Annotated in this window: 21 protein-coding genes; 14 read left to right on the top strand and 7 right to left on the bottom strand. The window is 68.0% G+C overall.

All coding sequences use genetic code 11. The annotated features are described in order from the left end of the window. Positions 1-135: 135 nt before the first annotated feature. The gene (locus tag KCG34_RS24485; protein ID WP_211938199.1) at positions 136-1,380 is read right to left on the bottom strand and encodes an N-acetylmuramoyl-L-alanine amidase family protein; all 1,245 of its coding nucleotides are present in this window, start codon (positions 1,378-1,380) and stop codon (positions 136-138) included. 437 nt (positions 1,381-1,817) lie between these two features. Between KCG34_RS24485 and KCG34_RS24480 the strand changes: the two genes are divergently transcribed. The 7 genes from KCG34_RS24480 to KCG34_RS24450 all read left to right on the top strand — a co-directional run bounded on the left by KCG34_RS24480 (position 1,818) and on the right by KCG34_RS24450 (position 11,231). Further along, positions 1,818-4,358, top strand: coding sequence for an Rne/Rng family ribonuclease (locus KCG34_RS24480; RefSeq protein ID WP_211938198.1), 2,541 nt, complete (start codon positions 1,818-1,820; stop codon positions 4,356-4,358). Positions 4,359-4,434: 76 nt separating this feature from the next. Next, on the top strand, positions 4,435-5,859 hold the full coding sequence (locus tag KCG34_RS24475) for a M48 family metalloprotease (RefSeq protein ID WP_211938197.1): 1,425 nt from the start codon (positions 4,435-4,437) through the stop codon (positions 5,857-5,859). 56 nt (positions 5,860-5,915) lie between these two features. Further along, positions 5,916-6,629: a DsbA family protein gene (locus KCG34_RS24470; RefSeq protein WP_211938196.1), complete on the top strand. Its 714-nt coding sequence runs from the start codon at positions 5,916-5,918 to the stop codon at positions 6,627-6,629. Positions 6,630-6,714: 85 nt separating this feature from the next. Beyond that, positions 6,715-9,222 carry a magnesium-translocating P-type ATPase gene (mgtA, locus tag KCG34_RS24465; protein WP_211938195.1) on the top strand — a complete coding sequence of 836 codons (2,508 nt, stop codon included), beginning with the start codon at positions 6,715-6,717 and terminating at the stop codon, positions 9,220-9,222. 134 nt (positions 9,223-9,356) lie between these two features. Further along, a complete protein-coding gene (locus KCG34_RS24460; RefSeq protein WP_211938194.1) occupies positions 9,357-10,079 on the top strand; it encodes a DUF4386 domain-containing protein in 723 nt (240 codons plus the stop codon). 127 nt (positions 10,080-10,206) lie between these two features. Continuing rightward, a complete protein-coding gene (locus KCG34_RS24455) occupies positions 10,207-10,995 on the top strand; it encodes a DUF899 domain-containing protein (RefSeq protein WP_211938193.1) in 789 nt (262 codons plus the stop codon). After that, complete coding sequence (locus KCG34_RS24450) at positions 10,992-11,231, top strand: hypothetical protein (protein WP_211938192.1); 240 nt, start codon at positions 10,992-10,994, stop codon at positions 11,229-11,231. Before KCG34_RS24455 ends, KCG34_RS24450 begins: the two co-directional genes overlap by 4 nt. A gap of 108 nt (positions 11,232-11,339) precedes the next feature. On the opposite strand, the gene KCG34_RS24445 is transcribed toward KCG34_RS24450, so the two are convergent. After that, positions 11,340-11,648 carry a hypothetical protein gene (locus KCG34_RS24445; protein WP_211938191.1) on the bottom strand — a complete coding sequence of 103 codons (309 nt, stop codon included), beginning with the start codon at positions 11,646-11,648 and terminating at the stop codon, positions 11,340-11,342. Between the two features lie 383 nt (positions 11,649-12,031). Between KCG34_RS24445 and KCG34_RS24440 the strand changes: the two genes are divergently transcribed. Both KCG34_RS24440 and KCG34_RS24435 read left to right on the top strand, forming a co-directional pair. Continuing rightward, positions 12,032-13,180, top strand: a complete 1,149-nt coding sequence (locus KCG34_RS24440; RefSeq protein WP_211938190.1) for a hypothetical protein — start codon at positions 12,032-12,034, stop codon at positions 13,178-13,180. Between the two features lie 401 nt (positions 13,181-13,581). After that, complete coding sequence (locus tag KCG34_RS24435; protein WP_211938189.1) at positions 13,582-14,193, top strand: hypothetical protein; 612 nt, start codon at positions 13,582-13,584, stop codon at positions 14,191-14,193. Positions 14,194-14,351: 158 nt separating this feature from the next. On the opposite strand, the gene KCG34_RS24430 is transcribed toward KCG34_RS24435, so the two are convergent. After that, entirely contained in the window at positions 14,352-15,137 is a 786-nt protein-coding gene (locus KCG34_RS24430; RefSeq protein ID WP_211938188.1) for a hypothetical protein, read from the bottom strand. Between the two features lie 202 nt (positions 15,138-15,339). Here KCG34_RS24430 and KCG34_RS24425 point away from each other — a divergent pair, with 202 nt between their 5' ends. Further along, positions 15,340-15,864 (top strand): hypothetical protein, encoded by a 525-nt coding sequence (locus tag KCG34_RS24425; RefSeq protein WP_211938187.1) that lies wholly within the window; start codon positions 15,340-15,342, stop codon positions 15,862-15,864. Positions 15,865-16,283: 419 nt separating this feature from the next. Here KCG34_RS24425 and KCG34_RS24420 read toward each other — a convergent pair whose 3' ends face one another. Both KCG34_RS24420 and thiS read right to left on the bottom strand, forming a co-directional pair. Continuing rightward, positions 16,284-17,087, bottom strand: a complete 804-nt coding sequence (locus KCG34_RS24420) for a thiazole synthase (RefSeq protein ID WP_211938186.1) — start codon at positions 17,085-17,087, stop codon at positions 16,284-16,286. Positions 17,088-17,090: 3 nt separating this feature from the next. Then, complete coding sequence (thiS, locus tag KCG34_RS24415) at positions 17,091-17,291, bottom strand: sulfur carrier protein ThiS (protein WP_211938185.1); 201 nt, start codon at positions 17,289-17,291, stop codon at positions 17,091-17,093. Between the two features lie 96 nt (positions 17,292-17,387). Between thiS and KCG34_RS24410 the strand changes: the two genes are divergently transcribed. The 4 genes from KCG34_RS24410 to aat are packed head-to-tail and all read left to right on the top strand — an operon-like array spanning position 17,388 to position 20,378. Continuing rightward, positions 17,388-17,834: a type II 3-dehydroquinate dehydratase gene (locus KCG34_RS24410; RefSeq protein ID WP_211938184.1), complete on the top strand. Its 447-nt coding sequence runs from the start codon at positions 17,388-17,390 to the stop codon at positions 17,832-17,834. A 23-nt stretch (positions 17,835-17,857) separates the two neighbouring features. Further along, entirely contained in the window at positions 17,858-18,358 is a 501-nt protein-coding gene (gene accB, locus KCG34_RS24405; RefSeq protein WP_211938183.1) for an acetyl-CoA carboxylase biotin carboxyl carrier protein, read from the top strand. Between the two features lie 3 nt (positions 18,359-18,361). Further along, positions 18,362-19,705, top strand: coding sequence for an acetyl-CoA carboxylase biotin carboxylase subunit (accC, locus tag KCG34_RS24400; protein WP_211938182.1), 1,344 nt, complete (start codon positions 18,362-18,364; stop codon positions 19,703-19,705). A gap of 4 nt (positions 19,706-19,709) precedes the next feature. Next, on the top strand, positions 19,710-20,378 hold the full coding sequence (aat, locus tag KCG34_RS24395) for a leucyl/phenylalanyl-tRNA--protein transferase (RefSeq protein ID WP_512699754.1): 669 nt from the start codon (positions 19,710-19,712) through the stop codon (positions 20,376-20,378). On the opposite strand, the gene KCG34_RS24390 is transcribed toward aat, so the two are convergent. Next, positions 20,330-20,950 carry a DUF2155 domain-containing protein gene (locus KCG34_RS24390; protein ID WP_211938181.1) on the bottom strand — a complete coding sequence of 207 codons (621 nt, stop codon included), beginning with the start codon at positions 20,948-20,950 and terminating at the stop codon, positions 20,330-20,332. The genes aat and KCG34_RS24390 overlap by 49 nt on opposite strands. A gap of 1 nt (position 20,951) precedes the next feature. Next, a complete protein-coding gene (gene mlaD / locus KCG34_RS24385; RefSeq protein ID WP_211938180.1) occupies positions 20,952-21,491 on the bottom strand; it encodes an outer membrane lipid asymmetry maintenance protein MlaD in 540 nt (179 codons plus the stop codon). Positions 21,492-21,493 lie beyond the last annotated feature (2 nt).

Here is a 21,493-nt window from a genome sequence, read left to right as displayed (position 1 = left end):
CAAGGGGGGAGAAGCGGGGTTGAGACGCCCTCTCCTCCCCTGCGTAGCGAAGCGCAGCGGGGGAGGGGGACCGCGAAGCGGTGGAGGGGGCGAGCCGGCTGCTCAGCTTGCGGTTCAGTCTAAGGAGGCAGAGCCCTACCGCGACGCGACCTTGGTCTGGCGCTCGAAATAGTCGTCGATGGCGTCGCCGACGGCGTTCATGAACTTCTGCCGCTGGCCCTGGCTCTTCAGGCGCGTCTCGTCGTCGGGATTTGTGATGAAGCCCATCTCGAGCAGCACCGCCGGCACGTCGGGGGCCAGCAGCACCATGAAGCCGGCGTCTCGGTGGCTGTGCTCCAAGAGCGGCACCCGGTCGCTGACATGGCTGAGCAGGTTCTCGGCGAAGGCGGCCGAGCGGTTGCGGGTCGAGCGCTGCGTCAGGTCCAGGAGGATCTGGTTCACCGCCCGGTCGTGGCCCGGCAGGTTGACGTTGATGAACCAGTCGTTGCGGCCGATGACATTCTTGACCACCCGGTCCGAGCCCTTGTCCGACAGGGTGTAGACGGTGGCGCCGCGCATGTCGGCGTTGGAGCCGGAATCGGAGTGCAGCGAGATGAACAGGTCCGCGTCGGCCCGGCGGGCGATCTGAACCCGGTTCTCCAGCGGCACGAACACGTCGCTGTCGCGGGTCATCACCACCTTGTAGTGGCCGCCCTTCTCCAGCCGCGCCTTCAGCGCCTTGGCCGCGGCCAGGTTGACGTCCTTTTCCTGGCTGTCGGCGCCTTCCGCGCCGGGATCCTTACCGCCATGACCGGCGTCGATGACGACGATCTTCTTCAGGTGCAGCGGCCGCGCCTCGGTCACCTGGGTGAACACGGCCGGCTTGACCTCAGCCTGGGGCTGAACGGTGGTCGCCACCGCCGCGGTGAGCTTGGCCGGCGCAGTCGCCGAGGCCGGCGCATCGGCGGCGGCCAGGTCGATCACATAGCGATAGACGGTCACGCCATCGGAGGGCGGCAGAAGGAAGCGGCGCTTGATCTGGGCCGGGTGGCTGAGTTGCAGGCTGAGCCTGGTCCCGCCGGCGGCGTTCTCGGCCGACCAGGCCCCTATGAGGCCCAGGCCATGGCCCTGAGGCTGGGAATCGGCGCCGACCTTGGCGAGATTGACCACGACCATGTGATCGGCGGCGCCGTCATCGATCACCTGGCCCTTGGTCGGGGCGTCGAGCTCGATGACGATGCGGGTCTCCTGCTGATTGCCGCCGAGGCGAACCTGCAGCACGCCCTTGGAGGCGGTCTCGCCGTGGGAAGAGCCGGCCAGAAGCGCGCACGCGCCCAGGGCGAGCGCGCAGACGCCCGTCCCTCGCGCCGACCCGACCAAGGCTTTCGCCTGAGCGCGCATCCCAACTCCGAACACTGCAAGGCCTCGCTACTAAGGCCCCACTATCCATTAACCAGAGTGCACAAATGGTTAAGCACGAACCGGGCGCGACGATCCAGCCCAGCTTCGCATCGGCCGCCGCCGTAGCGCCTTCGCGCGCCGCTTTCTTTTTTCTCCCGCTTGTTGCAAACTTGTCTTGCGCTTGGGACGCCCCACATCGGGCGAGATCCGCGCAAGGCCGCATCGGCCGCGCCGTTTTTGGCGGGACCGAGGCGCCGACCCCGCTCCGCGCCACCCGGCGCGTCAAGGATTAAACCTCATGGGCAGCGTCGCTCACGACCGCTCAAAGCTGATGGTTCGACGCGTCTTTTTTGACGCGACGGGCCCGCTTGCGCGCGCCCTCATGCACATCCGGCCCCCGGCGTTCTTCGCCGGCGCGCGCCGTGGAGATTATTTGAATGTCGAAGAGAATGTTGATCGACGCCGTCCATGCCGAGGAAACTCGCGTGGCGGTGGTGGACGGTTCGCGGGTTGAAGATTTCGATTTCGAAAGCCAGGCCAAGAAGCAGCTTCGGGGAAACATCTATCTGGCGAAGGTGACGCGGGTCGAACCGAGCCTGCAGGCCGCCTTCATCGAATATGGTGGCAACCGCCACGGCTTCCTCGCCTTCAACGAGATCCATCCGGACTACTACCAGATCCCCCTGGCCGACCGCGAAGCGCTGATGCGCGAAGAGGCCGAGGCGGACGACGAGCCGCCGCCGCGCTCGCACAACGGTGACGAGGACCATGGCGAGGACGATGACGACGACGACGTGATGAGCGACGAGCTCGCGCGCCGCAATCGCCGCCTGATGCGCCGCTACAAGATCCAGGAAGTGATCAAGCGCCGCCAGATCATGCTGGTGCAGGTGGTCAAGGAAGAGCGCGGCAACAAGGGCGCGGCGCTGACCACCTATCTGTCGCTGGCCGGCCGCTACGGCGTTCTGATGCCCAACACCGCCCGCGGCGGCGGCATCAGCCGCAAGATCACCACCGCCACAGACCGCAAGCGGCTGAAGAGCGTGGTGCAGAGCCTGGACGTGCCGCAGGGCATGGGCCTGATCGTGCGCACCGCCGGGGCCAAGCGCACCAAGGCCGAGCTGAAGCGCGACTACGAATACCTGATGCGCCTGTGGGAGAATATCCGCGAGCGCACCCTGCACTCGATCGCCCCGGCCCTGATCTACGAGGAAGAAGACCTCGTGAAGCGGGCCATCCGCGACATGTTCGACAAGGACCTGGAGGGGATCTGGGTCGAGGGCGAGGAAGGCTACCGCGAGGCGCGCGACTTCATGCGCATGATCATGCCCTCGCAGGCCAAGAAGATCATCGCCTATCGCGATCCGACTCCGCTGTTCGTCCAGGCCAAGATCGAGGACCACCTGGCCCAGATCTACACCCCGGTGGTGCCGCTGAAGTCCGGCGGCTATCTGGTGATCAACCAGACAGAAGCCCTGGTGGCGATCGACGTCAACTCGGGCCGCTCGACCCGCGAGCGCAACATCGAGGCCACGGCGCTGAAGACCAATGTCGAGGCGGCCGAGGAAGCCGCCCGGCAACTGCGCCTGCGCGACCTGGCCGGCCTGATCGTGATCGACTTCATCGACATGGATGAGGCCAAGAACAACCGCACCGTCGAGAAGGTGCTGAAGGACGCGCTGAAGGACGACCGGGCGCGGGTGCAGATGGGCAAGATCTCCGGCTTCGGCCTGATGGAGATCAGCCGCCAGCGCCGCCGCACCGGCATCCTGGAAGGCACCACCCACGTCTGCGAACACTGCGCCGGGGTCGGCCGCATCCGCTCGACCGAGTCCAGCGCCCTGGCCGCCCTGCGCGCGGTGGAGCTGGAGGCGGTGCGCGGCGGGGCTGGCGCCGTCACCCTGCGCACCTCGCGCGCGGTCGGGCTCTACATCCTCAATGAGAAGCGCGCCTTCCTCGAGCGCCTGCGCCAGACCAAAGGCCTGAATGTGACCGTGGTGGTCGAGGACAACCTGGCCCACGCCGAGCACGCCATCGAGCGCACCGAGAGCCGCGAGTTCGAGGCGCCCGAGGCGCCCTCGCGCCGCCCGGCCTTCTCGCCCGAGCCCACTGAGGCCGAGGCGGACGACTTCATCGTCGAGGAAGACGAGGACGAGGAAGAGGAAGAGGACGAAGAGGTCGAGGCCGACGGCGAGCGCGAAGAACGTCGCCCGGTCCGCGCCGAGGCCGAGGGCGAAGGCGGTTCGCGCGGCCGCAGCCGCCGCCGCCGCCGCCGTGGCGGACGCCGCGACGAGACGGATCGCCCGGCTCGTGCGGCCGAGGCTGTCGAGGAAGAGGCCGTAGGCGAAGCGGACGACGAGGGTGATGGCGAAGGCCGCGGGCGCGGCCGCCGTCGCCGCGGACGGCGCGGCGGGCGGCGCATGCGCGAAGAGGTGCGGCGCGACGATCCCTACGCCTGGTCGCGCCCGCGCGTGCCCGACGGCGATCCCTACATCTGGATGGATCCCGGCCAGCCGCCGGCCCCGCGTCCGGCTCCCGTCGCCGAAGCGCCCGCTCGCGCCCCTGCCCCGGCGCCCGAGCCGGTCGTCGCTGCTGTGGCGGCCCAGCCGGTGATCGAAGCGCCGCCGGAGGACATCTGGGTCGAGCTGCCTGCCCCCGAAGAGGCGCCGGCCAAGAAGCCCAAGGCCCGCCGCTCGCGCGCCAAGAAGGCGGCCGAGCCGGTCGCCGAGGTCGCGGCCAGCCTGGACGGCCCCGGCGAGATTCCGGTGCTGGAGGCCGCCGCACCGCACGTCGAGCCGGAGGCGATCGAACCGGTTCCGGTGCAGCCGGCCGTCGCGATCGAGCCCGAGCCGGTCCCTGAGCCCGTCGTCGTGACCCCGGCGCCGGCGCCCGAACCGGTGCTGGCGGCCGTGGCGGACGCGGCGGAGATCTCGAGCCCGCCGGCCAAGCCCAAGCGGGGCTGGTGGCGTCGAGGTTGAGCCCCGGCGCGTTAGCTGGCATGAGATCAGGACGGAGCATGGCGCGGGGGCGCATCGGAGTTTCGGAGCCTCTGGCATGAAGAGCCGCGCCCCTCGTCTCCCCCGCCGCCGGCGTTCGCCCATCGGCGCGGCGGCCAGCGTCCTGGCGCTGGCCGCGGGCCTGGCGGCTCCGGTCGCGCCGGCCTTCGCCCAGGACGGTCCCCTGTCCCTGATCCGCGACACCGAGATCGAGGCGATCCTGCACCAGGACGCCGATCCCCTGTTCGTGGCCGCGGGCCTGGACCCCAAGGTGGTGCAGATCCACATCGTCGGCGACAAGGACCTGAACGCCTTCGTCGCCGGCGGCCAGAACATGTTCATAAACACCGGCCTGATCGTGCGGGCCAAGAACCCCAACGAGCTGATCGGAGTCATGGCGCACGAGACCGGCCACATGGCCGGCGGGCACCTGGCCAATTCCGACATCGCCGGCAAGCAGGCCCTGGCCACCTTCCTTTTGACCATGGGCCTGGCCGTGGCCGCGGCGGCGGGCGGCGCGCCGGATGCGGCGGGCGCGCTGATCTACAGCTCGGACTATTTCGCCACCCTGACCATCCTCAGCTACACCCGCGAGCAGGAGGCCCGGGCCGACCAGGCGGCGATCACCTATCTGGAGAGGGCCGGGGAATCCCCCAAGGGCCTCGTCGATTTCTTCGACAACTTCCGCTACGAGGAAGTGTTTTCGGGCGCCAAGCGCTACCCCTTCTTCCAGAGCCACCCGATCAGCTCGGAGCGTATCGAGGCCCTGCGCGTGCGCGCCCAGCAGCAGGCGCACTATGGCGTGACCGACGCGCCTGAGGCCCTGGCCCAGCACGCCATCATGGTCGCCAAGCTGAAGGCCTTCACCAACCTGCCGCAGCAGACCTTCATCGACTATCCTGAGAGCGACACCAGCTATCCCGCCCGCTACGCCCGCGCGATCGCCTATTATCGCGACCTGCAGACCGACAAGGCGGTCAAGCTGACCGACGCGCTGCTGGCCGAGCAGCCGGAGAACCCCTACCTGTGGGAGCTGAAGGGCCAGACCCTGTTCGAGGCCGGCCGGGCCAAGCAGGCCGAGCCCGCCCACCGCAAGTCGGTGGAGCTGAAGCCCGACGCGCCGCTGCTGCACATGAACCTGGGCCAAACGCTCCTGGCCGAGGACGATCCCAAGAAGCTGGACGAGGCGATCGGCGAGATCCGCAAGTCGCTGTTCGTCGAATCCGACAACCCCTTTGGCTGGCTCCTCTTGTCCCAGGCCTATGACCGCAAGGGCGAGCCCGGCATGGCGCGGCTGGCGGCGGCGGAGGAGGAGTTCTCCCTGGGCCAGGCCTCCGAGGCCAAGGGCTTCGCCATGCGCGCGCGCATGCAGCTGCCCAAGAACAGCCCCGAATGGCGCCGGGCCACCGACATCGTGCTGGTGTCCAAGCCCAGCAAGGCCGACCTGCAGGCCCTGGCCCGCGAAGGCGGCGTCGGCGGGTAGCTTTTAGATTCTGACATCGAGGCCGGGCCACACCGGCCGCCCGGAGACCGATTTACATGAAATTCCTGCGCCTTCCGCTCGCCGTCGCCGTCTTTGCGGCCGCGCTCAGCGGCTGCAGCCGCGCCGACGACGCCTTCGACGCCAAGGTCCACGCCTATCTTCTGGCCCACCCCGAGGTGATCCAGGAGGCGATGCAGAAGCTGCAGGAGAAGCAGGAGGCCCAGGCCGTGGCCAAGGCCAAGGTGGCCATCGCCGCGAACCGCAAGGCCATCGAGCAGGACCCGCGCGACTTCGTCGCCAATCCGAACGGCAAGGTCACCCTGACCGAGTTCTACGACTATCGCTGCCCGCACTGCGTCAACATCGCGCCGGGCGTACTGAACCTGATCAAGGCCAACCCGGACCTGCGGGTCGTGTTCAAAGAGTTCCCGATCTTCGGCGCGGCCTCCGAGCGCGCCGCGGCCGGGGCCGTGCTGGTCAAGCAGTCGGGCGGCGACTATCTGGGCGTCTATCACGACTTCATGACCACCCGCCCGCTGGACGAGGCGGCCGTCGACCGGATCCTGAAGGCCCACGGGACCGACCCGGCCCGCCTGGACGACGCCCTGGTCCGCGCCGCCGCCGACCGCCAGCTGGCCGACGTGCGCAACCTGGCCATCTCGCTCGACATCGACGGCACCCCGGCCTTCATCATCGGCGACACGCTGATCCCCGGCGAGGACCTGGACGCGGTCAAGGCCGCGATCGCCAAGGCGCGGGCGAAGGGGTGAACCCTCGCCTGCAGATTTGACGCGCATCAAACCCGGCGCCGCCGTCGCCGGCTAGGTTGCCCGCACGCGCAGCAGGGGAGAGCTGATGGCCGCCGCGCCGTTCTGGACCCAGACGCCCGAGGCGGCGGCGCAGGCGCTGGGCTGTGGCGTCACGGGCCTGGGCTCGGCCGAGGCCGCCGCGCGGCTGGCCAGGTGGGGTCCCAACAGCGACGCCAGGCGGCGACGCGCCGGGCTGGTCCTGACCATCGCCCGCCGGCTGCTGGACCCCATGTGCCTCTTGCTGCTGGCCGCCGCGGGGATATCCGCCGCCACCGGGGACAATCCGAGCGCGGTGATCATCCTGTTCATCCTCGCCGCCTCGGTGACCCTGGACACCGTGCAGGAGCGCGGCGCGACCCGCACCGCCGAGGCGCTGGAGAAGTCGGTGGCGGTGAAGGCCGAGGTCAGGCGCGACGGCGCCTTTGTCCCCCTGGACCCGACCCTGATCGTCCCCGGCGACGTATTCCGGGTCGATGTGGGCGACATCGTGCCCGCCGACGGCCTGATCCTCGAGTGCCAGCTCTGCACCCTCAACGAGGCGGCGCTGACCGGCGAGCCCTATGGCGTGGCCAAGGCGCCCGGCGTGACCCAGGCCGAGAGCCCCGCCGAGGCCACCAACGCCCTGTTCCGCGGGGCGGTGGTCCAGGCCGGCTCGGCCACGGCCCTGGCGGTCGGCACCGGGGCCAATACCCTGTTCGGCGCGGCGGCCAGCGCGCTCGACGCCCCGGCCGAGACCTCGCCATTCGAGCGCGACCTGCGCCAGCTGGGCCTTTTGATCGCGCGGGCGGCGGCGGTGCTGGTGATGGGGGTCCTGACGGTCAACGTCGCCTTCGGCCGGCCCCTGGTCGAGTCGCTGATGTTCTCGGTGGCCCTGGCGGTGGGGCTGACGCCCGAGCTCTTGCCCATGATCACCACCGTCACCCTGTCGCGCGGGGCGGTGCTGATGGCGCGCAAGAAGGTGATCGTCAAGCGGCTGGCGGCGATCCACGACCTGGGCGCCATGACCGTCCTGTGCACCGACAAGACCGGCACCCTGACCTCGGCCAGGATCGAGCTGGCCGGCTCGCTGTCACCGGCCGGCGAGCCGGACGAGCGCCCCGCGGTGCTGGCGGCCATCGCCGCCCGCCTGGGGGGCGACAAGGGATCGCTGGACCAGGCCCTGGTCGCGGCCAAACCGGATGCCGGCGAGGGCTACAGCTGCCGGGCGCAGTCGCCGTTCGACTACCAGCGGCGCATGGGCGCGGCCCTGGTCGAGGGGCCGGGCGGGCTGCTGCTGGTGGTCAAGGGGGCGCCCGAGGCGGTGCTGGCCGCCTGCGTGGGCGCCGGCGGCGCGCGGCTGGGGCCTGAGGATCGCCAGGCGGTGCTGGCCAAGGTGCAGGAGCTGGCCGGCCAGGGGCTGAGGGCCATCGCCATCGCCTCGCGCCCCTGGAGCGGCGCGGTGCGCCCACTCACCCCCGACGACGAGGCGGATCTGGCGTTCGAGGGCCTGTGCCTGTTCGCCGACCCGCCCAAGGAGACGGCGCCGGCGGCGGTGGCCCGCCTGGCCCAGGCCGGGGTGCGGGTGGTGGTGCTGTCCGGCGACGAGCCCCTGGTGGTGGCGCGGCTGGCCCGGACCGTGGGCCTGCGCGCCGAGCGGGTGATCAAGGGCGCGGACCTGGAGCAGCTGAGCACCGAGGCCCTGCGCAGCCTGGTGCTGAGCACCGACGCCTTCGGCCGCCTCTCGCCGACCCAGAAGGTTCGCGTCGTCCGCGCCCTGCAGGCGGCCGGCGAGGTGGTGGGGTTCCTGGGCGACGGGGTCAACGACGCCCCGGCGATCAAGAGCGCCCATATCGGCCTCTCCGCCGACGGGGCGACCGCGGTGGCCCGGGCCGCCGCCGACATGATCCTCTTGGACACCGACCTGGGCGTCGTCGCCGACGGGGTCGAGGAGGGCCGGCGCACCTTCGCCAACATCCTGAAATACATCCGCATGGCCTCGAGCTCGAACTTCGGCAACATGCTGTCCATGGCCGCCGCCTCGCTGGTGCTGCCCTTCCTGCCGATGCTGGCGATCCAGATCCTCTTGAACAACCTGCTCTATGACGTCTCCGAGATCGGCATACCGCTGGACCGGGTCAGCGCGGCCGATATCGCGGCGCCCCAGCGCTGGCGCACCCGCGACGTGGTCCGGTTCGCGGCCGTGATGGGGCCGCTGTCGTCGGTGTTCGACCTGGCCACCTTCGCCCTGCTCTACTTCGCCCTGCACGCCGACCACGCCGCGTTCCGCACCGGCTGGTTCATCGAGTCGATCGCCACCCAGACCCTGGTAGTGTTTCTGATCCGCACGCCCAGGCGAGCCTGGCGCGACGCCCCGGCCCGGGCCCTGGTCATCCCCACCCTGGCGGCCCTCACGCTGGCCCTGACGATCCCGTTCACGCCGCTTGGCCACTGGTTCTCGTTCGCCAGCCTGCCGCCGATGATCGTCCTGGCCATGGCGGGGATCGTCGCGGTCTACCTCGTCTGCGCAGAGGCGGTGAAGCCGCTGGCCATGGCGCGGACTGCGCGGGTGCGGTGACGGGGTTCGCCAAACCTTAGCCCGCGCATCACGCGGCGCCGGGTTACCATAATTTCATGCGAGTCGGCTGCGTCGCTGTCCTAGGCTGCCGCGGGTGGCGCAGCCAGAGCGCGCGCTGTTGGACGGGGTGGGGCATGACAAGCGTTGCAAGGAAGGGGTCGCCGCGCGCCCTCGCGCGGCTGACGGGCGGGCTTTACCTCTACATCATGATCGGGGGCCTGTTCGCCGAAGCTTTCGTTCGGGACAGGCTGATCGTATCGAACGACGCCGCCGCCACCGTTCACAACATCGCCTCGTCCGAAGCGCTCTGGCGCTGGGGCGTGGCGGCCGACGTATCGACGACCCTTTGCGACGTCGCCGTCGCCGTGCTGCTGTTCGTCCTCCTCGCGCCGGTGAGCAGGGCGATGGCGCTCAGCGCCGCCGCCTTCCGTCTGGCCTATTCCGCGGCGATGGCGGCCAGCGCCGCCCTGCTGGTCGCGCCGCTGTTTCTGCTCCGGGACGCGGCGGGCGGATCGCAGCCGATGACGGCCCTGGTCGCCTATTCGCTCCACCTGCACGGCGCGGCCTTCGAGATCGCCCTCACCTTGTTCGGGGTTCATCTCGTGCTCGTCGGCGTCCTGGTTGCGCGCTCGACCTTCCTTCCCCGGCTGCTCGGCGCAGGCCTGGCCGTCGCGGGCGCCTGCTACTTCGCCAACAGCTTCATCGGCCTCGTCGCGCCCAGCTTCGGCAAGGGATTGTTCCCCTGGATCCTGCTGCCCGGCTTCCTGGCCGAGGGGGGCCTGACGCTTTGGCTCCTGATCGCCGGGATCAATGACCAGCGGTGGCGCGAGGCCAGCGCCGCCGCCGGCGCCGGCTAGCCAACGGGTCAGGCGCTTGGCCGGAGGGCGCGAGGGAGAGCCAGGACAATCGCGCCAAACTTGTCACTCCCGCAGCCCGGCGATCCCGCGCCAGCATGGCGCCTGGATGAAGTTCGGAGATCGCCCCATGACCCACGCTGTCGAGCCCACCGGCGGACCAGCCCCGTTTGAGAAGCCGCCGATCGTTTCGCCCGAGGCCTGGGAGGCCGCGCGCCAGGCGATGCTGGTCAAGGAGAAGGCCCTGACCCGCGCCCGCGACGCCCTGGCCGCCGACCGGCGGCGGATGCCGTGGATGGCGGTCGACGCCGCCTATGAGTTCGAAGGCCCCCACGGCAAGGCCAGCCTGGTCGACCTGTTCGAGGGCCGCAGCCAGCTGATCGTCTATCGCGCCTTCTACGAGCCCGGCGTGTTCGGCTGGCCGGACAACGCCTGCCGCGGCTGCTCCATGGTCGCCGACCAGGTCGCCCACCTGGCCCACCTGAACGCCCGCGACGTCACCCTGGCCTATGTCTCGCGCGCGCCGCAAGCCGACATCGCCCGGCTGAAGGCGAACAAGGGCTGGACCATGCCCTGGTACACCATCACCGATCGCTTCGACGCCGATTTCGGCGTGGACCAGTGGCACGGCCACAACGTGTTCATCCGCGAGGGCGAGCAGGTGTTCCGCACCTATCTGATCAACAGCCGCGGCGACGAGGCGATCGGCACCACCTGGAGCTATCTCGACCTGGCCCCGCTGGGCCGCCAGGAGGCCTGGGAGGACTCACCCGCCGGCTATCCCCAGACCCCGCCCTACAAGTGGTGGAACTGGCACGACAACTACGCCGCCGAGGCCGCGCCTAACGCCCGCTGGGTCGAGGTGTCCGAGGCCGGCGAGGCCGCCCTGCGCACGGTGAACCAGAGCGCCGAGGCATGAGCGGCGCCCCCACGGGCGTCGAAGGCGCCGCGCGAGGCCTGGCCGGTTGGCTAAGCCTCGCCGCCGCCCCGACCTTCGCGGTGATGGCCGTGCTGACGGCCGTCTCCGGCGGGGGCGGGATGGAGATGATGTGCTCGCCCGGGGCCGGGTCGCCGCTGAGCGGGATGGTCCCGATGTACCTCTTGATGAGCGCGTTTCATTCGCCGGCTTGGTTGCGGTTGGCGTTTGGGCGGTGACGGTGGGGCGGCGGTGGCGGCCGAATTTAGTAAGCTGTCACCGTAATTCGTGGAAATTTGCCACGGGGCGACACCCTCTCCGCTTAGGCTTAGGTCATTCGCAGTTCGTCACTTGCGGGAAATCGAACGCTCACGCCATCGATCTCTCACACGCCGGTTTGATCCCACAATAGTAAACAGCAAAACAAACCAAGAAGCAGCAACCATAAGGCGGAATATTTTTTTGTCGGCACCAAAAAATGGCAAGCACGATAGTATAAGCGTCGACAGTGCCGCCAAGGCACTGGCCTTAGCTAGAGGTCTTGATACTGCACCGGCTCTGAGATTAAGCCATCCCAGCACCACCTGGATGCCAAATACAAGGGCGAGGAACCATCGGCTTGCCAGGAAAGCAATTATATGGTGCATCTGGAGCATCATGCTCGCTTGTGGAAAGGTCGGCAAGGATCGTGAGCGCTGACTGCCTTCGGGTAAGCAAGTTGCCGTTGGCGCCGCCGGCAGCGTCGAAGCCGTGAGCTGCAGTCGGGACCGACTGTTCGGAGTGGACCGGCGACCTAAGCCCGCTTCATCGTAATTTGCACGAACCGCGCCAATTCGAAAACCGCCCCCTGCCCGCTGGGCAGCTACCTTTGCAGGCGATCGCAGAGCACGTTTAGCGGCAGGCCTGCACAGCACAACTTCATCCCGTGATTGCATGGCGGCGTTTGGCCAGAGTCAAAAACGGCCGAAATCCCTCATGCGTTGTAGTGTTGCCGCTCCCCGCTTCGCGTGCAACCTTTCTCCCTCCTCCGGGGGGAGTCATGGAAAAAGCCTGTTTCGGTATGAAGAAGCTCGTGGCTGGATGGCCTGCCAGTCGATTCCGAGACTCCAACCGCTGGTTCGCGCGGCTTGTCCTGGCGTTGATTTGCGGGCTGACGGCGATCACCGCTATGCCCCACGACGCTGCGCGATACCAGGTGATCACCTCGGTCAAAGGCGGGTATTCCGACCAACAGCTTTATCGGGATATCACATCGAGTGTTCAGGCGGGACGAGACTACTACTCAGCGGCAGCCGCGCTGCAACGGACGCACGGGTATCCGACCGCTCCTGCGGTAGTGTTCCGCGAGCCGTTTGAAGCCCTTCTGCTCGCCTCGTTGCGCACGGACGGTTTGCGTTGGGGACTCCTGTTGGGGTTGGGTGCGGCGGCCTTCTTGTTGCTCCGCAAGGCACTTGACCAATTGGACCTTTCCCTGGGGACCAGGCTTCTGGTCATGGTCATGGCGGCGACCGGCTTCGCCAACCTGGCGACTCCCTCTGCGCCCTATGTCCACGAGATCTGGGGTGGAATGCTGCTCACCCTTTCCCTCGCGGCCTATAGGCGCGACGCCTGGATAGCCAGTGTGGCGCTGGGCTTCTGCGCGTGCCTATTTCGCGAGATCGCGGCTCCCTATTTGCTCGTCATGTTTCTGGCCGCCGCGGTCGAACGTAATTGGCGCGAGTGCGCGGCCTGGTTCATCGCCGCCGCGTTGTTTGTGGCAGTGATGGCGGTTCACCTCGTGCTGGCCAGCCGCCAACATCTGCCCGGAGACGGTATCAGTCCGGGCTGGTTGCGGTTCGGTGGCTGGCCGTTCGTGATCACCATGGCCTTGCGCAATCTCCTGTTCACGCACCTGCCGCTTTGGGGCGTCTCGCTGGGTGTCAGTCTTTGTTTTTTGGGTATGGCAGGGGTTCACCATCCCTGGATGGCGCGCGTGGCCGCCACTGTCATGACCTTTGCCCTCATCTTTGCTGTGGCGGGGCGGCAGGCGACTTACTACTGGGGCATCCTCTATGCGCCCCTGCTGCCGCTCGGCCTCGCATTTGCTCCGCCGGCCTTGTTTGATCTTGTGAGAGCAGCTTTGGGTCGCCCGGGGCCGGCAGAATTGGGTCCCGTGGTGACCAACGCTCCCAGCCCGGAGATAGGATGACAGGATAAGGCGCCATCCTAGCCGTCGGTGGTCAGCCCAGCGGGTGTGAAGCGGTCGCACCTTGAGTCCGTCAGTACGATGCAAGCGAGATAGCCGGGGAATTACGGTGACAGCTGCGCGGGTTCTGGCGACCAGAGCGGACGTGATCAGCGGCAGTTCGGGGTGGAAAGTTGGCGTCGCTGCGAGCACGTAGCTGGACCGTGACTCAGCTATGCGGTTGCGATTGAGATGGTTCGCAGTTGGGTCGGTGCGCGATTGCCCCTCGCGGGCGTTGAGCCAGTCTACCCCCCCAACCGGCCGGCCGATGGTGCGCGAAGCCCCATGTGAACAATACCGCTTTAAGTCGCGCTTAACTCACAACTACCACAATGCGTTGTCACGGGCGAGGTGGAGCGGTTCCCATGCGGGGCATTTGGATGCCATTTGGACATGGGATCGTCGCATTCATAGCCATTTACGCCGCTGGATGGTTGTTTGATCATTCCAAGTCGGAGTTTAAAAAAGAAATTCGTCAGCCCATTTCAGTTCTCTCTGCGGGTGCATTCAGCATTGCATTCGGCGTTACGATCCTCTCCCAGGCATATGTGCAGGCATTCACGAGCATATCAGACACTATAGCGGTATATATAATGATTCTATTCGGATTAATATCGGGATCTCTAATGGTGCTTGCGTTCTTACGATACAGTGTCAAATTCTCTGACGATGGGATATTGGTTACTCCTGTTTTTGGATCAAGCAAATTCGTGCCGTGGGCCGATGTCAATGGATTGAGTTATCCCGCCTATCGTCTCAAATTAAAAACCGCTTCATATGGCGTATTGTCGATAGAGCGGACCTGTAGAAATATATTTGAATTCATTGATTTTGTTGAATATAAGGGTGTGGCGATTGATCAAACCGTGAAAAGCCGCATCAAGAGGCCAGCCACGTCAACATGGACGTATGCGTTTGGTGCACTTGGTGTCTTGATCGGCGAGATGATAGTTCGGTCAAAACAACGGGGTCGATGAACCCTATGGGCGAACAGCTCGTCCGACAACTGGCAAGAGGTGGACTTGCGTGGGTATTACGGTGACAGTTTACTAAACAGCTCAATCGTTTCGCCATTCAGAAATTCGTCAGGAACCTAGTAGACCGTCACCGGAATACCGCCGGCCACAGAACGCCCCTACTCAGGATCGCCCGTAGGCGCGCGGTCGGTCCGGAGCGCATTGGCTCGGGTTTCGGTCAAGGGCAGGCAGATGCCGTTGCTGTGCTCCAGCGGACGCTCGATAGGTTTGATGCCCTCGGCCTTGCCGATTTCGAGCAGCGACAGCGAGATCGACCGGACGCGATAGGAGGCGTAGCGGGCGCGCTGCAGCGACTGGGCGAAGCCGAACCGGGCCGCCGGCCCCAGCGGCCCCTTCCAGGTTTCCAGTCCGCGCAATTCGGCCCAGGCCTCCTGCTCGCGCTCCTGCTCACGATTGGCGAGGTCAAAGCGCGCGTAGACATAGCCGAGTCGGATCTGTTCGGTCTGGCCCAGCAGGACGGTCCTGCCGCCCGAGGTCGCGGCCTGCCAGGCGCCGGACGCCATCGACCAGAACTGCGGGCGGCTGACCCAGGTCGGTTGCGGCTGAAGCGGCCCCTCGCCTGAGCGGCCGAGAAGCTCTCCCAGATCCTGCAGCTTGCGGTCCAGGCACGGCTGGCTGTCCATGCGCAGCTTGAGCATGTAGAGGTTCTTGCCGATCTCCTCCCTTACGCTCTCGCGCGCGGCGGACGACATCTCGTGGTTTCGGTAGGCTTCCAGCAGCCCCTCGAACGAGAGGGCGATCACGATCCCGACGACAACGACGCTGATCTCGGACAGGAACTCGCGCAGGCCGTGCGGCGCCTTCGGCTTGTGTATGTGCATCTCGCCCCCGGTCTCAACGGCGCGGGCGCCCTCACCCTGTTCAGTGGTCGCCCCGTCGGACATGCCGCAGCTCCGCTCGTTCTTCACTGGATAGCGGTTGCGCCGGGGAGGTCAATCGACGGCGCCAGAGGGGGCCGCCAGGTGAGCTTCGCCTTGACAGGCCGCTTGAAAAATGTTCTTATTTTGTTCTATGTCAGGCGAACCACCCATCCCGACACCCCAGCCTCCCGAAAGCGCCAGCGATCGGGCGCTGCGGCATGGGGCTATGCTGAGGGAGCTCAGCGAAATCGGGATGCGGGTGGCGCGGGCCATGGGCGAGCGGGCGGCGGTGGCGGCCGAGGACGCCGAGGTCTCGCCGGCCGAGGCGGCTCAGGCGGCCTCGGGCTTCGCGCGGGTGGCGCGCTCGGTGCGCCAGACCCTGGCGCTGGAAGCCAGGCTGGCCGAAGGGGCGCCGCCGCGCGGGGGCTGGCGTCAGGGGCCAGCGCCTCGGACGGGGGGTGCGGCGCGGGCCGGCGATGACGAGGCGGACGACGAGGATCTGCGCGAAGAGCGCGAGTGGCTGGGCGATCCGGACGAGGACGACGGCTTTGAGGGCCTGGACCTGGAGGCGGGGGTCGAGGCCCTGACCGCCGCGGTCCGGCGGCAGCAGGCCAAGACCCAGGCCATTCTGAAGAAGTTTTCGCCGATGGCTGGGGCGGTTTCGGGGCCTGGCGAGCGCCGGGCCGTGGCGCCGCCTGAATGGCCGCCGGTTCCAGCTTCCCGAGCCCGGGGCGCGCGGGGGCCGCCGTAAAGATATTGAACCACGAAGCTCACGAAGCACACGAAGTTCAGGGTGTGCTGGCGGGGCGTGAGGCTCCGGAGCCCTTCGTGTTCTTTGTGAGCTTTGTGGTTCAATAATCTTCGGGCGCTGCGCGCCGGGTGAATTCCGTCGCCCGTAAACCGCGCATCCCGGCGAACACCCTATGGGATTCACACGTCTCAATAAGGACCGTCATCCCGGACGCAGGTCGCAAAGCGACCGGAGATCCGGGACCCAGCCGACCCGGCCTCGACGCTGCATTGCCGCGCAGCTTCGAGATCGAGCTTGCTGGGTCCCGGCTCTCCGCGCTCTCGCGAGCGCTACGGCCGGGATGACGGGAATTTTTTTGATGTGTGAATCCCATAGGGCATTCGCCGGGATGAGCGGATCTGTATTGCGGTCAGGGCTGGCTAGATCAGCCCCGCCAGCGGCGAGCTGGGGTCGGCGTACATGCGCTTGGGCATGCGGCCGGCGAGGTAGCCTTCGCGGCCGGCGATGACGGCGTGTTTCATGGCGCGGGCCATGCGGACGGGGTCTTTGGCCTCGGCGATGGCGGTGTTCATCAGCACCGCGTCGCAGCCGAGCTCCATGGCCAGGACCGCGTCGCTGGGGGTGCCGACGCCGGCGTCGATCAGGACCGGGACCTTGGACTGCTCGACGATCAGGCGGACATTGACCCTGTTCTGCAGGCCAAGGCCCGAGCCGATCGGGGCCGCGGCCGGCATGATCGCCGCGGCGCCGGCCTCCTCCAGCTTCAGGCAATAGACCGGATCGTCGGTGCAATAGACCATCACCGAAAAGCCGTCGGCCACCAGCAGCTTGAGCGCCCGCAGGGTCTCCTCCATGTCGGGCAGCAGGTGGCGGGTGTTGGACAGCACCTCCAGCTTGACCAGGTCCCAGCCGCCGGCCTCGCGGGCCAGACGCAGGGTGCGCACCGCGTCCTCGCCGGTGAAGCAGCCGGCGGTGTTGGGCAGGAAGGTGAAGCGGTCGGGCTTTACGTAGTCGACCAGCATGGGCTGGCTGGGGTCGGACAGGTTCACCCGGCGCAGGGCCACGGTGACGATCTCGGCCCCCGCGGCCTCGGCGGCGGCGGCGTTGGTGGCATAGTCCTTGTACTTGCCGGTGCCGACGATCAGGCGCGAGGTGAAGGTGCGGCCGGCGACGCTCCAAGTATCTTTTGGCCAGGTGTCAGCCGGTGGGGTGTGGGCGTTCATGCGTCAGCCGCCTCCGATGAAGTGCACGATCTCGATGCGGTCGCCGTCGGCGAGCGCGGTCTCGGCGTAGATCGAACGCGGCACGATCTCAAGATTGCGCTCGACGGCGACCTTACGCGGATCAAGGCCCAGCGCCGTCACCAGGGCGGCGATGCTGCCGAGCGCCTCGAAGCCCCGCTCCTCGCCGTTGATCACCAGACGCATTCCGTAGTCTCCAAAACGAGCCCTGCTTGTGAGCCCGGGCGCGCGACGATACAAGAGCGGCGGATTCGACATGCGGATCGCCGACCGCGGAGCGGCATGACCAAACCGATCTATGTGCTGAACGGCCCCAACCTCAACCTGTTGGGGGTCCGAGAGCCGCACATCTATGGGACCACCACCCTCGAGGACGTTCGCGGCCTTTGCGAGGCGCGGGCGGCTGTTTTCGGCCGCCAGGTGGTGTTCCGCCAGTCGAACCACGAGGGGCAGCTGATCGACTGGGTGCAGGAGGCGCGCGAGGGCGCCTGCGCCCTGGTGATCAATCCGGCCGGCTATGGCCACACCTCGATCGCCCTTCTGGACGCGCTGAAGGCCCTGAGCATACCGATCGTCGAGTGCCACCTGTCGAACCCTGCGGCGCGCGAGGAGTTTCGCAGGCACACTTTCGTCTCCCTGGCGGCGACGGGGCTGGTCAGCGGCTTCGGCGCCAGGAGCTATGAACTCGCTATCGAGGCGGCGGCGCAAGCGGCCAAGGCCTCGGCCTGAATAAGAACAAGGTTTTTCAATCCATGAACGATTCCAAGGGACCCGTGTCTAAGGACTCCGGCGGCTCGATCGACCCCAGGCTGGTGCGCAAGCTGGCCGACATCCTGACCGACACCGGCCTGACCGAGATCGAGGTCGAACAGGGGGGCCTGAAGATCCGCGTCGCCCGCGAGATCTCGGTGGCCGCCGCGCCGGCGCACTATGTCGCCGCGCCCGCGCCCATGGCCGCGCCGGCCGCTGCGCCTGTGGCCGCCGCCCCCGCGGCTGCGCCCGCCGCCGAGCCCGAGCGCGGCGAGCAGGTCAAGTCGCCCATGGTCGGCACCGTCTATCTGCAGCCCCAGCCGGGCGCCGCCTCGTTCATCAAGGTGGGCGACCAGGTCTCGGCCGGGCAGACGCTGCTGATCATCGAGGCCATGAAGACCATGAACCCGATCCCCGCCCCGCGCGCCGGGACGGTGCTGAAGATCCTGGTCGAAGACGCCCAACCGGTGGAATTCGGCGAAGCCCTGGTGGTGATCGAGTAGGCGATGTTCGACAAGATCCTGATCGCCAACCGCGGCGAGATCGCGCTCCGCGTCATCCGCGCCTGCAAGGAGATGGGCATCGCCACCGTGGCGGTGCACTCCGAGGCCGACGCCAGCGCCATGCACGTGCGCCTGGCCGACGAGAGCGTCTGCATCGGCCCGGCGGCGGCGGCCAAGAGCTATCTGAACATCCCCTCGATCATCGCCGCCTGCGAGATCACCGGGGCCCAGGCGGTGCATCCTGGGTACGGGTTCCTGTCGGAGAACGCCCGCTTCGCCGAGATCGTCGGCGCGCACGGCTATACCTTCATCGGGCCCAAGCCCGAGCACATCCGCATGATGGGCGACAAGATCACCGCCAAGCAGGCGGTGAAGACCGCCGGGATTCCGGTGGTGCCGGGCTCTGACGGCGGGGTCTCGACCGAGGAGGAGGCCTTCGCCGCGGCCGAGGCGATCGGCTTTCCGGTGCTGATCAAGGCCGCCGCCGGCGGCGGCGGGCGCGGCATGAAGGTGGCCCAGGACCGCGAGGGCCTGGCCGAGGCGGTCTCCACCGCCCGGTCCGAGGCCCGGGCGGCGTTCGGCGACGACACAGTCTATATGGAGCGCTACCTGGGCCGGCCGCGGCACATCGAGCTGCAGGTGGTGGCCGACAGCTTCGGCAATGTGGTGCATCTGGGCGAACGCGACTGCTCGCTGCAGCGCCGCCACCAGAAGGTGATGGAGGAGGCCCCCTCCCCCGCCATCGACGCCGCCACCCGGGCGAAAATCGGCAAGGTGGTGGTCGATGCGATCAAGGCCATCGGCTATCTGGGCGTCGGCACCATCGAGTTCCTGTACGAGGACGGCGAGTTCTTCTTCATCGAGATGAACACCCGCCTGCAGGTCGAGCACCCGGTCACCGAGGCCATCACCGGCATCGACCTGGTGCGCGAACAGATCCGCATCGCCGCCGGCCTGCCGCTGTCGTTCACCCAAGACGAGGTGCTGTTCGAGGGCCACGCCATCGAGTGCCGCATCAACGCCGAGAACCCGCGCACCTTCACCCCCTCGCCGGGGCTGGTGACCGATTTCCATGCGCCGGGCGGCCTGGGCGTGCGGCTGGATTCGGCGCTCTATGCCGGCTACTCGATCCCGCCCTATTACGACAGCCTGGCCGGCAAGCTGATCGTGCACGGCCGCGACCGGGCCGAGTGCATCGCCAGAACCCGCCGCTGCCTGGGCGAGATGGTGGTGGACGGGATCGAGACCACCATTCCGCTGTTCCAGGACCTGCTGGTCCAGCCGGACATCATCGAAGGGTCGTACAACATCCACTGGCTGGAGCAGTGGATCCGACAGGGCGGATGAGCGCGTGCCCCGATCTTCAGGGACAGGGGGCTTCACGGTCGAAGACCTGATCGAGTGCTATCGCCGGGGCGTGTTCCCGATGGCGGACGCGCGCGAAGACGATCGCATCTTCCTGGTCGATCCCGAGCACCGGGGGGTGATCCCGCTGCACACGGTGCACATCCCCCGCCGCCTGGCCCGCACCATCCGGGCCGAGGTGTTCCAGGTGCGCATCGACACTGCCTTCGACGCCGTGGTCGCCGCCTGCGCCGCCGCCAAGCCGGGGCGCGAGGAGACCTGGATCAACGCGCCGATCCAGGCCCTCTACGGCCAGCTCTACCGCCTGGGCCTGGCCCACAGCGTCGAGTGCTGGCTTGAAGGGGTGCTGGTCGGCGGCCTCTATGGCGTCAGCCTGGGCGGTGCCTTCTTCGGCGAGAGCATGTTCTCCAGAGCTCGCGACGCCAGCAAGGTCGCCCTGGCGCACCTGGTCGCCCGGCTGAGCGCCGGCCAGTTCCGCCTGCTGGACACCCAGTTCATGACCGAGCACCTGGCCCAGTTCGGCGCGGTGGAGATCCCCCGCGCCCTCTATCGCAGGAAGTTGGACGAGGCCCTGGCGCGCGACGCCGACTTCTACCGCCTGCCGGCCTATGTGGACGGCGCGGCCGTCTTGCAGGCGATCAGCCAGGCGTCATAGACCGGATGCTGGAACAGGTTCAGTCCGGGTGAATTGGCGTAAATCCAGCCGCGAAACACCTGCTTGCCGGGCGGGGGCGGCTGGTCGTCCGGCCCCTTGGGCTGGGAGATGATCTCCACGTGGGCGACCGCGTCGGTGATGGTCTCGTCGGGCGCGGTGGTCTCGCAGGCGCGGACGATGAAGATCAGCGACTTGTAGCGGATCGGCTGGTTGATCGGGGCCTCGAAGCGCAGGGTCTCGGCCGAGACCTTGTCCAGGGCCTGCAGCACCGCCACCGCATAGCGCGGCCGCTTCAAGGGCTCGACCGGCTTGGAAGGCGCGGGATTGGATGAGGCCGGCTCGCCCTGGTCCTCGTCGTCGTTCGAAGCCGCCTCCATCGGCGGCGAGGGGCTTGGCGCCTCGGGCTCGGCTGCGGGCGGGGCGGCCGCCGGTTGTGCGGGCTTCAGCGCCGCCGCCGGCTTGGGGGCGGCGGGCGCGGCGGGCTCCTGCTGGGCGCGCACCAGGCCGCCCACGCCCAGCGCCAGGACGATGGCGGCCCCGGCGCCGGCGAGCAGCAGCGGGCGCGCCGCCATCTCAGTGGCCTCCGTTGCTGGCCGGGACGCCGTAGGGATCGGCGGCCGGAGCGGGCGAGGCGGCGGGCGCCGCAGCAGCCGGGGCGGACGAAGCCGCCGGGCTCTGCGGGCGGATGAACTGGCCGATCAGGCCGAACAGGTCCACCGCCCCTTGCGTGTTCTGAAACTCGTCGCCCGGCTTCATGTCGCCCTGGGCGCCGCCGGGTTCGATGGCGATGTGCGAGCCGCCCAGGAGGCCGTCGCTGGTCACCTTGGCGGTGGAATCGGCCGGCAGCTTGACCGTGGGGTCCATGGTCATCCTGGTGATGGCCATGAAGGTCTTGGAATCCAGCGTCACGGCCGAGACCGTGCCGACCTTCACCCCCGCCACGCGCACGTCCGCGCCCGGGGCCAGGGCCCCGACCTGGCCGAACCGCGCGGTCAGGTCATAGCCGTGCGCCTTGGTGTGGATGGCCCCGGCGCTCAGGGCATAGATCAGAAAGCTGGCCGCCGCGGCCAGCACCACCGCGCCAAGCCCCGTCTCGACCCACTGACCACGCATGG

The organism is Phenylobacterium montanum, assembly GCF_018135625.1.
Taxonomy (GTDB): domain Bacteria; phylum Pseudomonadota; class Alphaproteobacteria; order Caulobacterales; family Caulobacteraceae; genus Poindextera; species Poindextera montana.
Note: the sequence above shows the minus strand (reverse complement) of the source record. Positions and strands in the feature narration are given on the sequence as shown.

Coding starts and splice junctions, on each gene's coding strand:
- KCG34_RS24485 (WP_211938199.1), bottom strand. CDS start 1,380: ATGCGCGCTCAGGCGAAAGCCTTGGTCGGGTCGGCGCGAGGGACGGGC.
- KCG34_RS24480 (WP_211938198.1), top strand. CDS start 1,818: ATGTCGAAGAGAATGTTGATCGACGCCGTCCATGCCGAGGAAACTCGC.
- KCG34_RS24475 (WP_211938197.1), top strand. CDS start 4,435: ATGAAGAGCCGCGCCCCTCGTCTCCCCCGCCGCCGGCGTTCGCCCATC.
- KCG34_RS24470 (WP_211938196.1), top strand. CDS start 5,916: ATGAAATTCCTGCGCCTTCCGCTCGCCGTCGCCGTCTTTGCGGCCGCG.
- mgtA (WP_211938195.1), top strand. CDS start 6,715: ATGGCCGCCGCGCCGTTCTGGACCCAGACGCCCGAGGCGGCGGCGCAG.
- KCG34_RS24460 (WP_211938194.1), top strand. CDS start 9,357: ATGACAAGCGTTGCAAGGAAGGGGTCGCCGCGCGCCCTCGCGCGGCTG.
- KCG34_RS24455 (WP_211938193.1), top strand. CDS start 10,207: ATGACCCACGCTGTCGAGCCCACCGGCGGACCAGCCCCGTTTGAGAAG.
- KCG34_RS24450 (WP_211938192.1), top strand. CDS start 10,992: ATGAGCGGCGCCCCCACGGGCGTCGAAGGCGCCGCGCGAGGCCTGGCC.
- KCG34_RS24445 (WP_211938191.1), bottom strand. CDS start 11,648: ATGCTCCAGATGCACCATATAATTGCTTTCCTGGCAAGCCGATGGTTC.
- KCG34_RS24440 (WP_211938190.1), top strand. CDS start 12,032: ATGGAAAAAGCCTGTTTCGGTATGAAGAAGCTCGTGGCTGGATGGCCT.
- KCG34_RS24435 (WP_211938189.1), top strand. CDS start 13,582: ATGCGGGGCATTTGGATGCCATTTGGACATGGGATCGTCGCATTCATA.
- KCG34_RS24430 (WP_211938188.1), bottom strand. CDS start 15,137: ATGTCCGACGGGGCGACCACTGAACAGGGTGAGGGCGCCCGCGCCGTT.
- KCG34_RS24425 (WP_211938187.1), top strand. CDS start 15,340: ATGCTGAGGGAGCTCAGCGAAATCGGGATGCGGGTGGCGCGGGCCATG.
- KCG34_RS24420 (WP_211938186.1), bottom strand. CDS start 17,087: ATGAACGCCCACACCCCACCGGCTGACACCTGGCCAAAAGATACTTGG.
- thiS (WP_211938185.1), bottom strand. CDS start 17,291: ATGCGTCTGGTGATCAACGGCGAGGAGCGGGGCTTCGAGGCGCTCGGC.
- KCG34_RS24410 (WP_211938184.1), top strand. CDS start 17,388: ATGACCAAACCGATCTATGTGCTGAACGGCCCCAACCTCAACCTGTTG.
- accB (WP_211938183.1), top strand. CDS start 17,858: ATGAACGATTCCAAGGGACCCGTGTCTAAGGACTCCGGCGGCTCGATC.
- accC (WP_211938182.1), top strand. CDS start 18,362: ATGTTCGACAAGATCCTGATCGCCAACCGCGGCGAGATCGCGCTCCGC.
- KCG34_RS24390 (WP_211938181.1), bottom strand. CDS start 20,950: ATGGCGGCGCGCCCGCTGCTGCTCGCCGGCGCCGGGGCCGCCATCGTC.
- mlaD (WP_211938180.1), bottom strand. CDS start 21,491: ATGCGTGGTCAGTGGGTCGAGACGGGGCTTGGCGCGGTGGTGCTGGCC.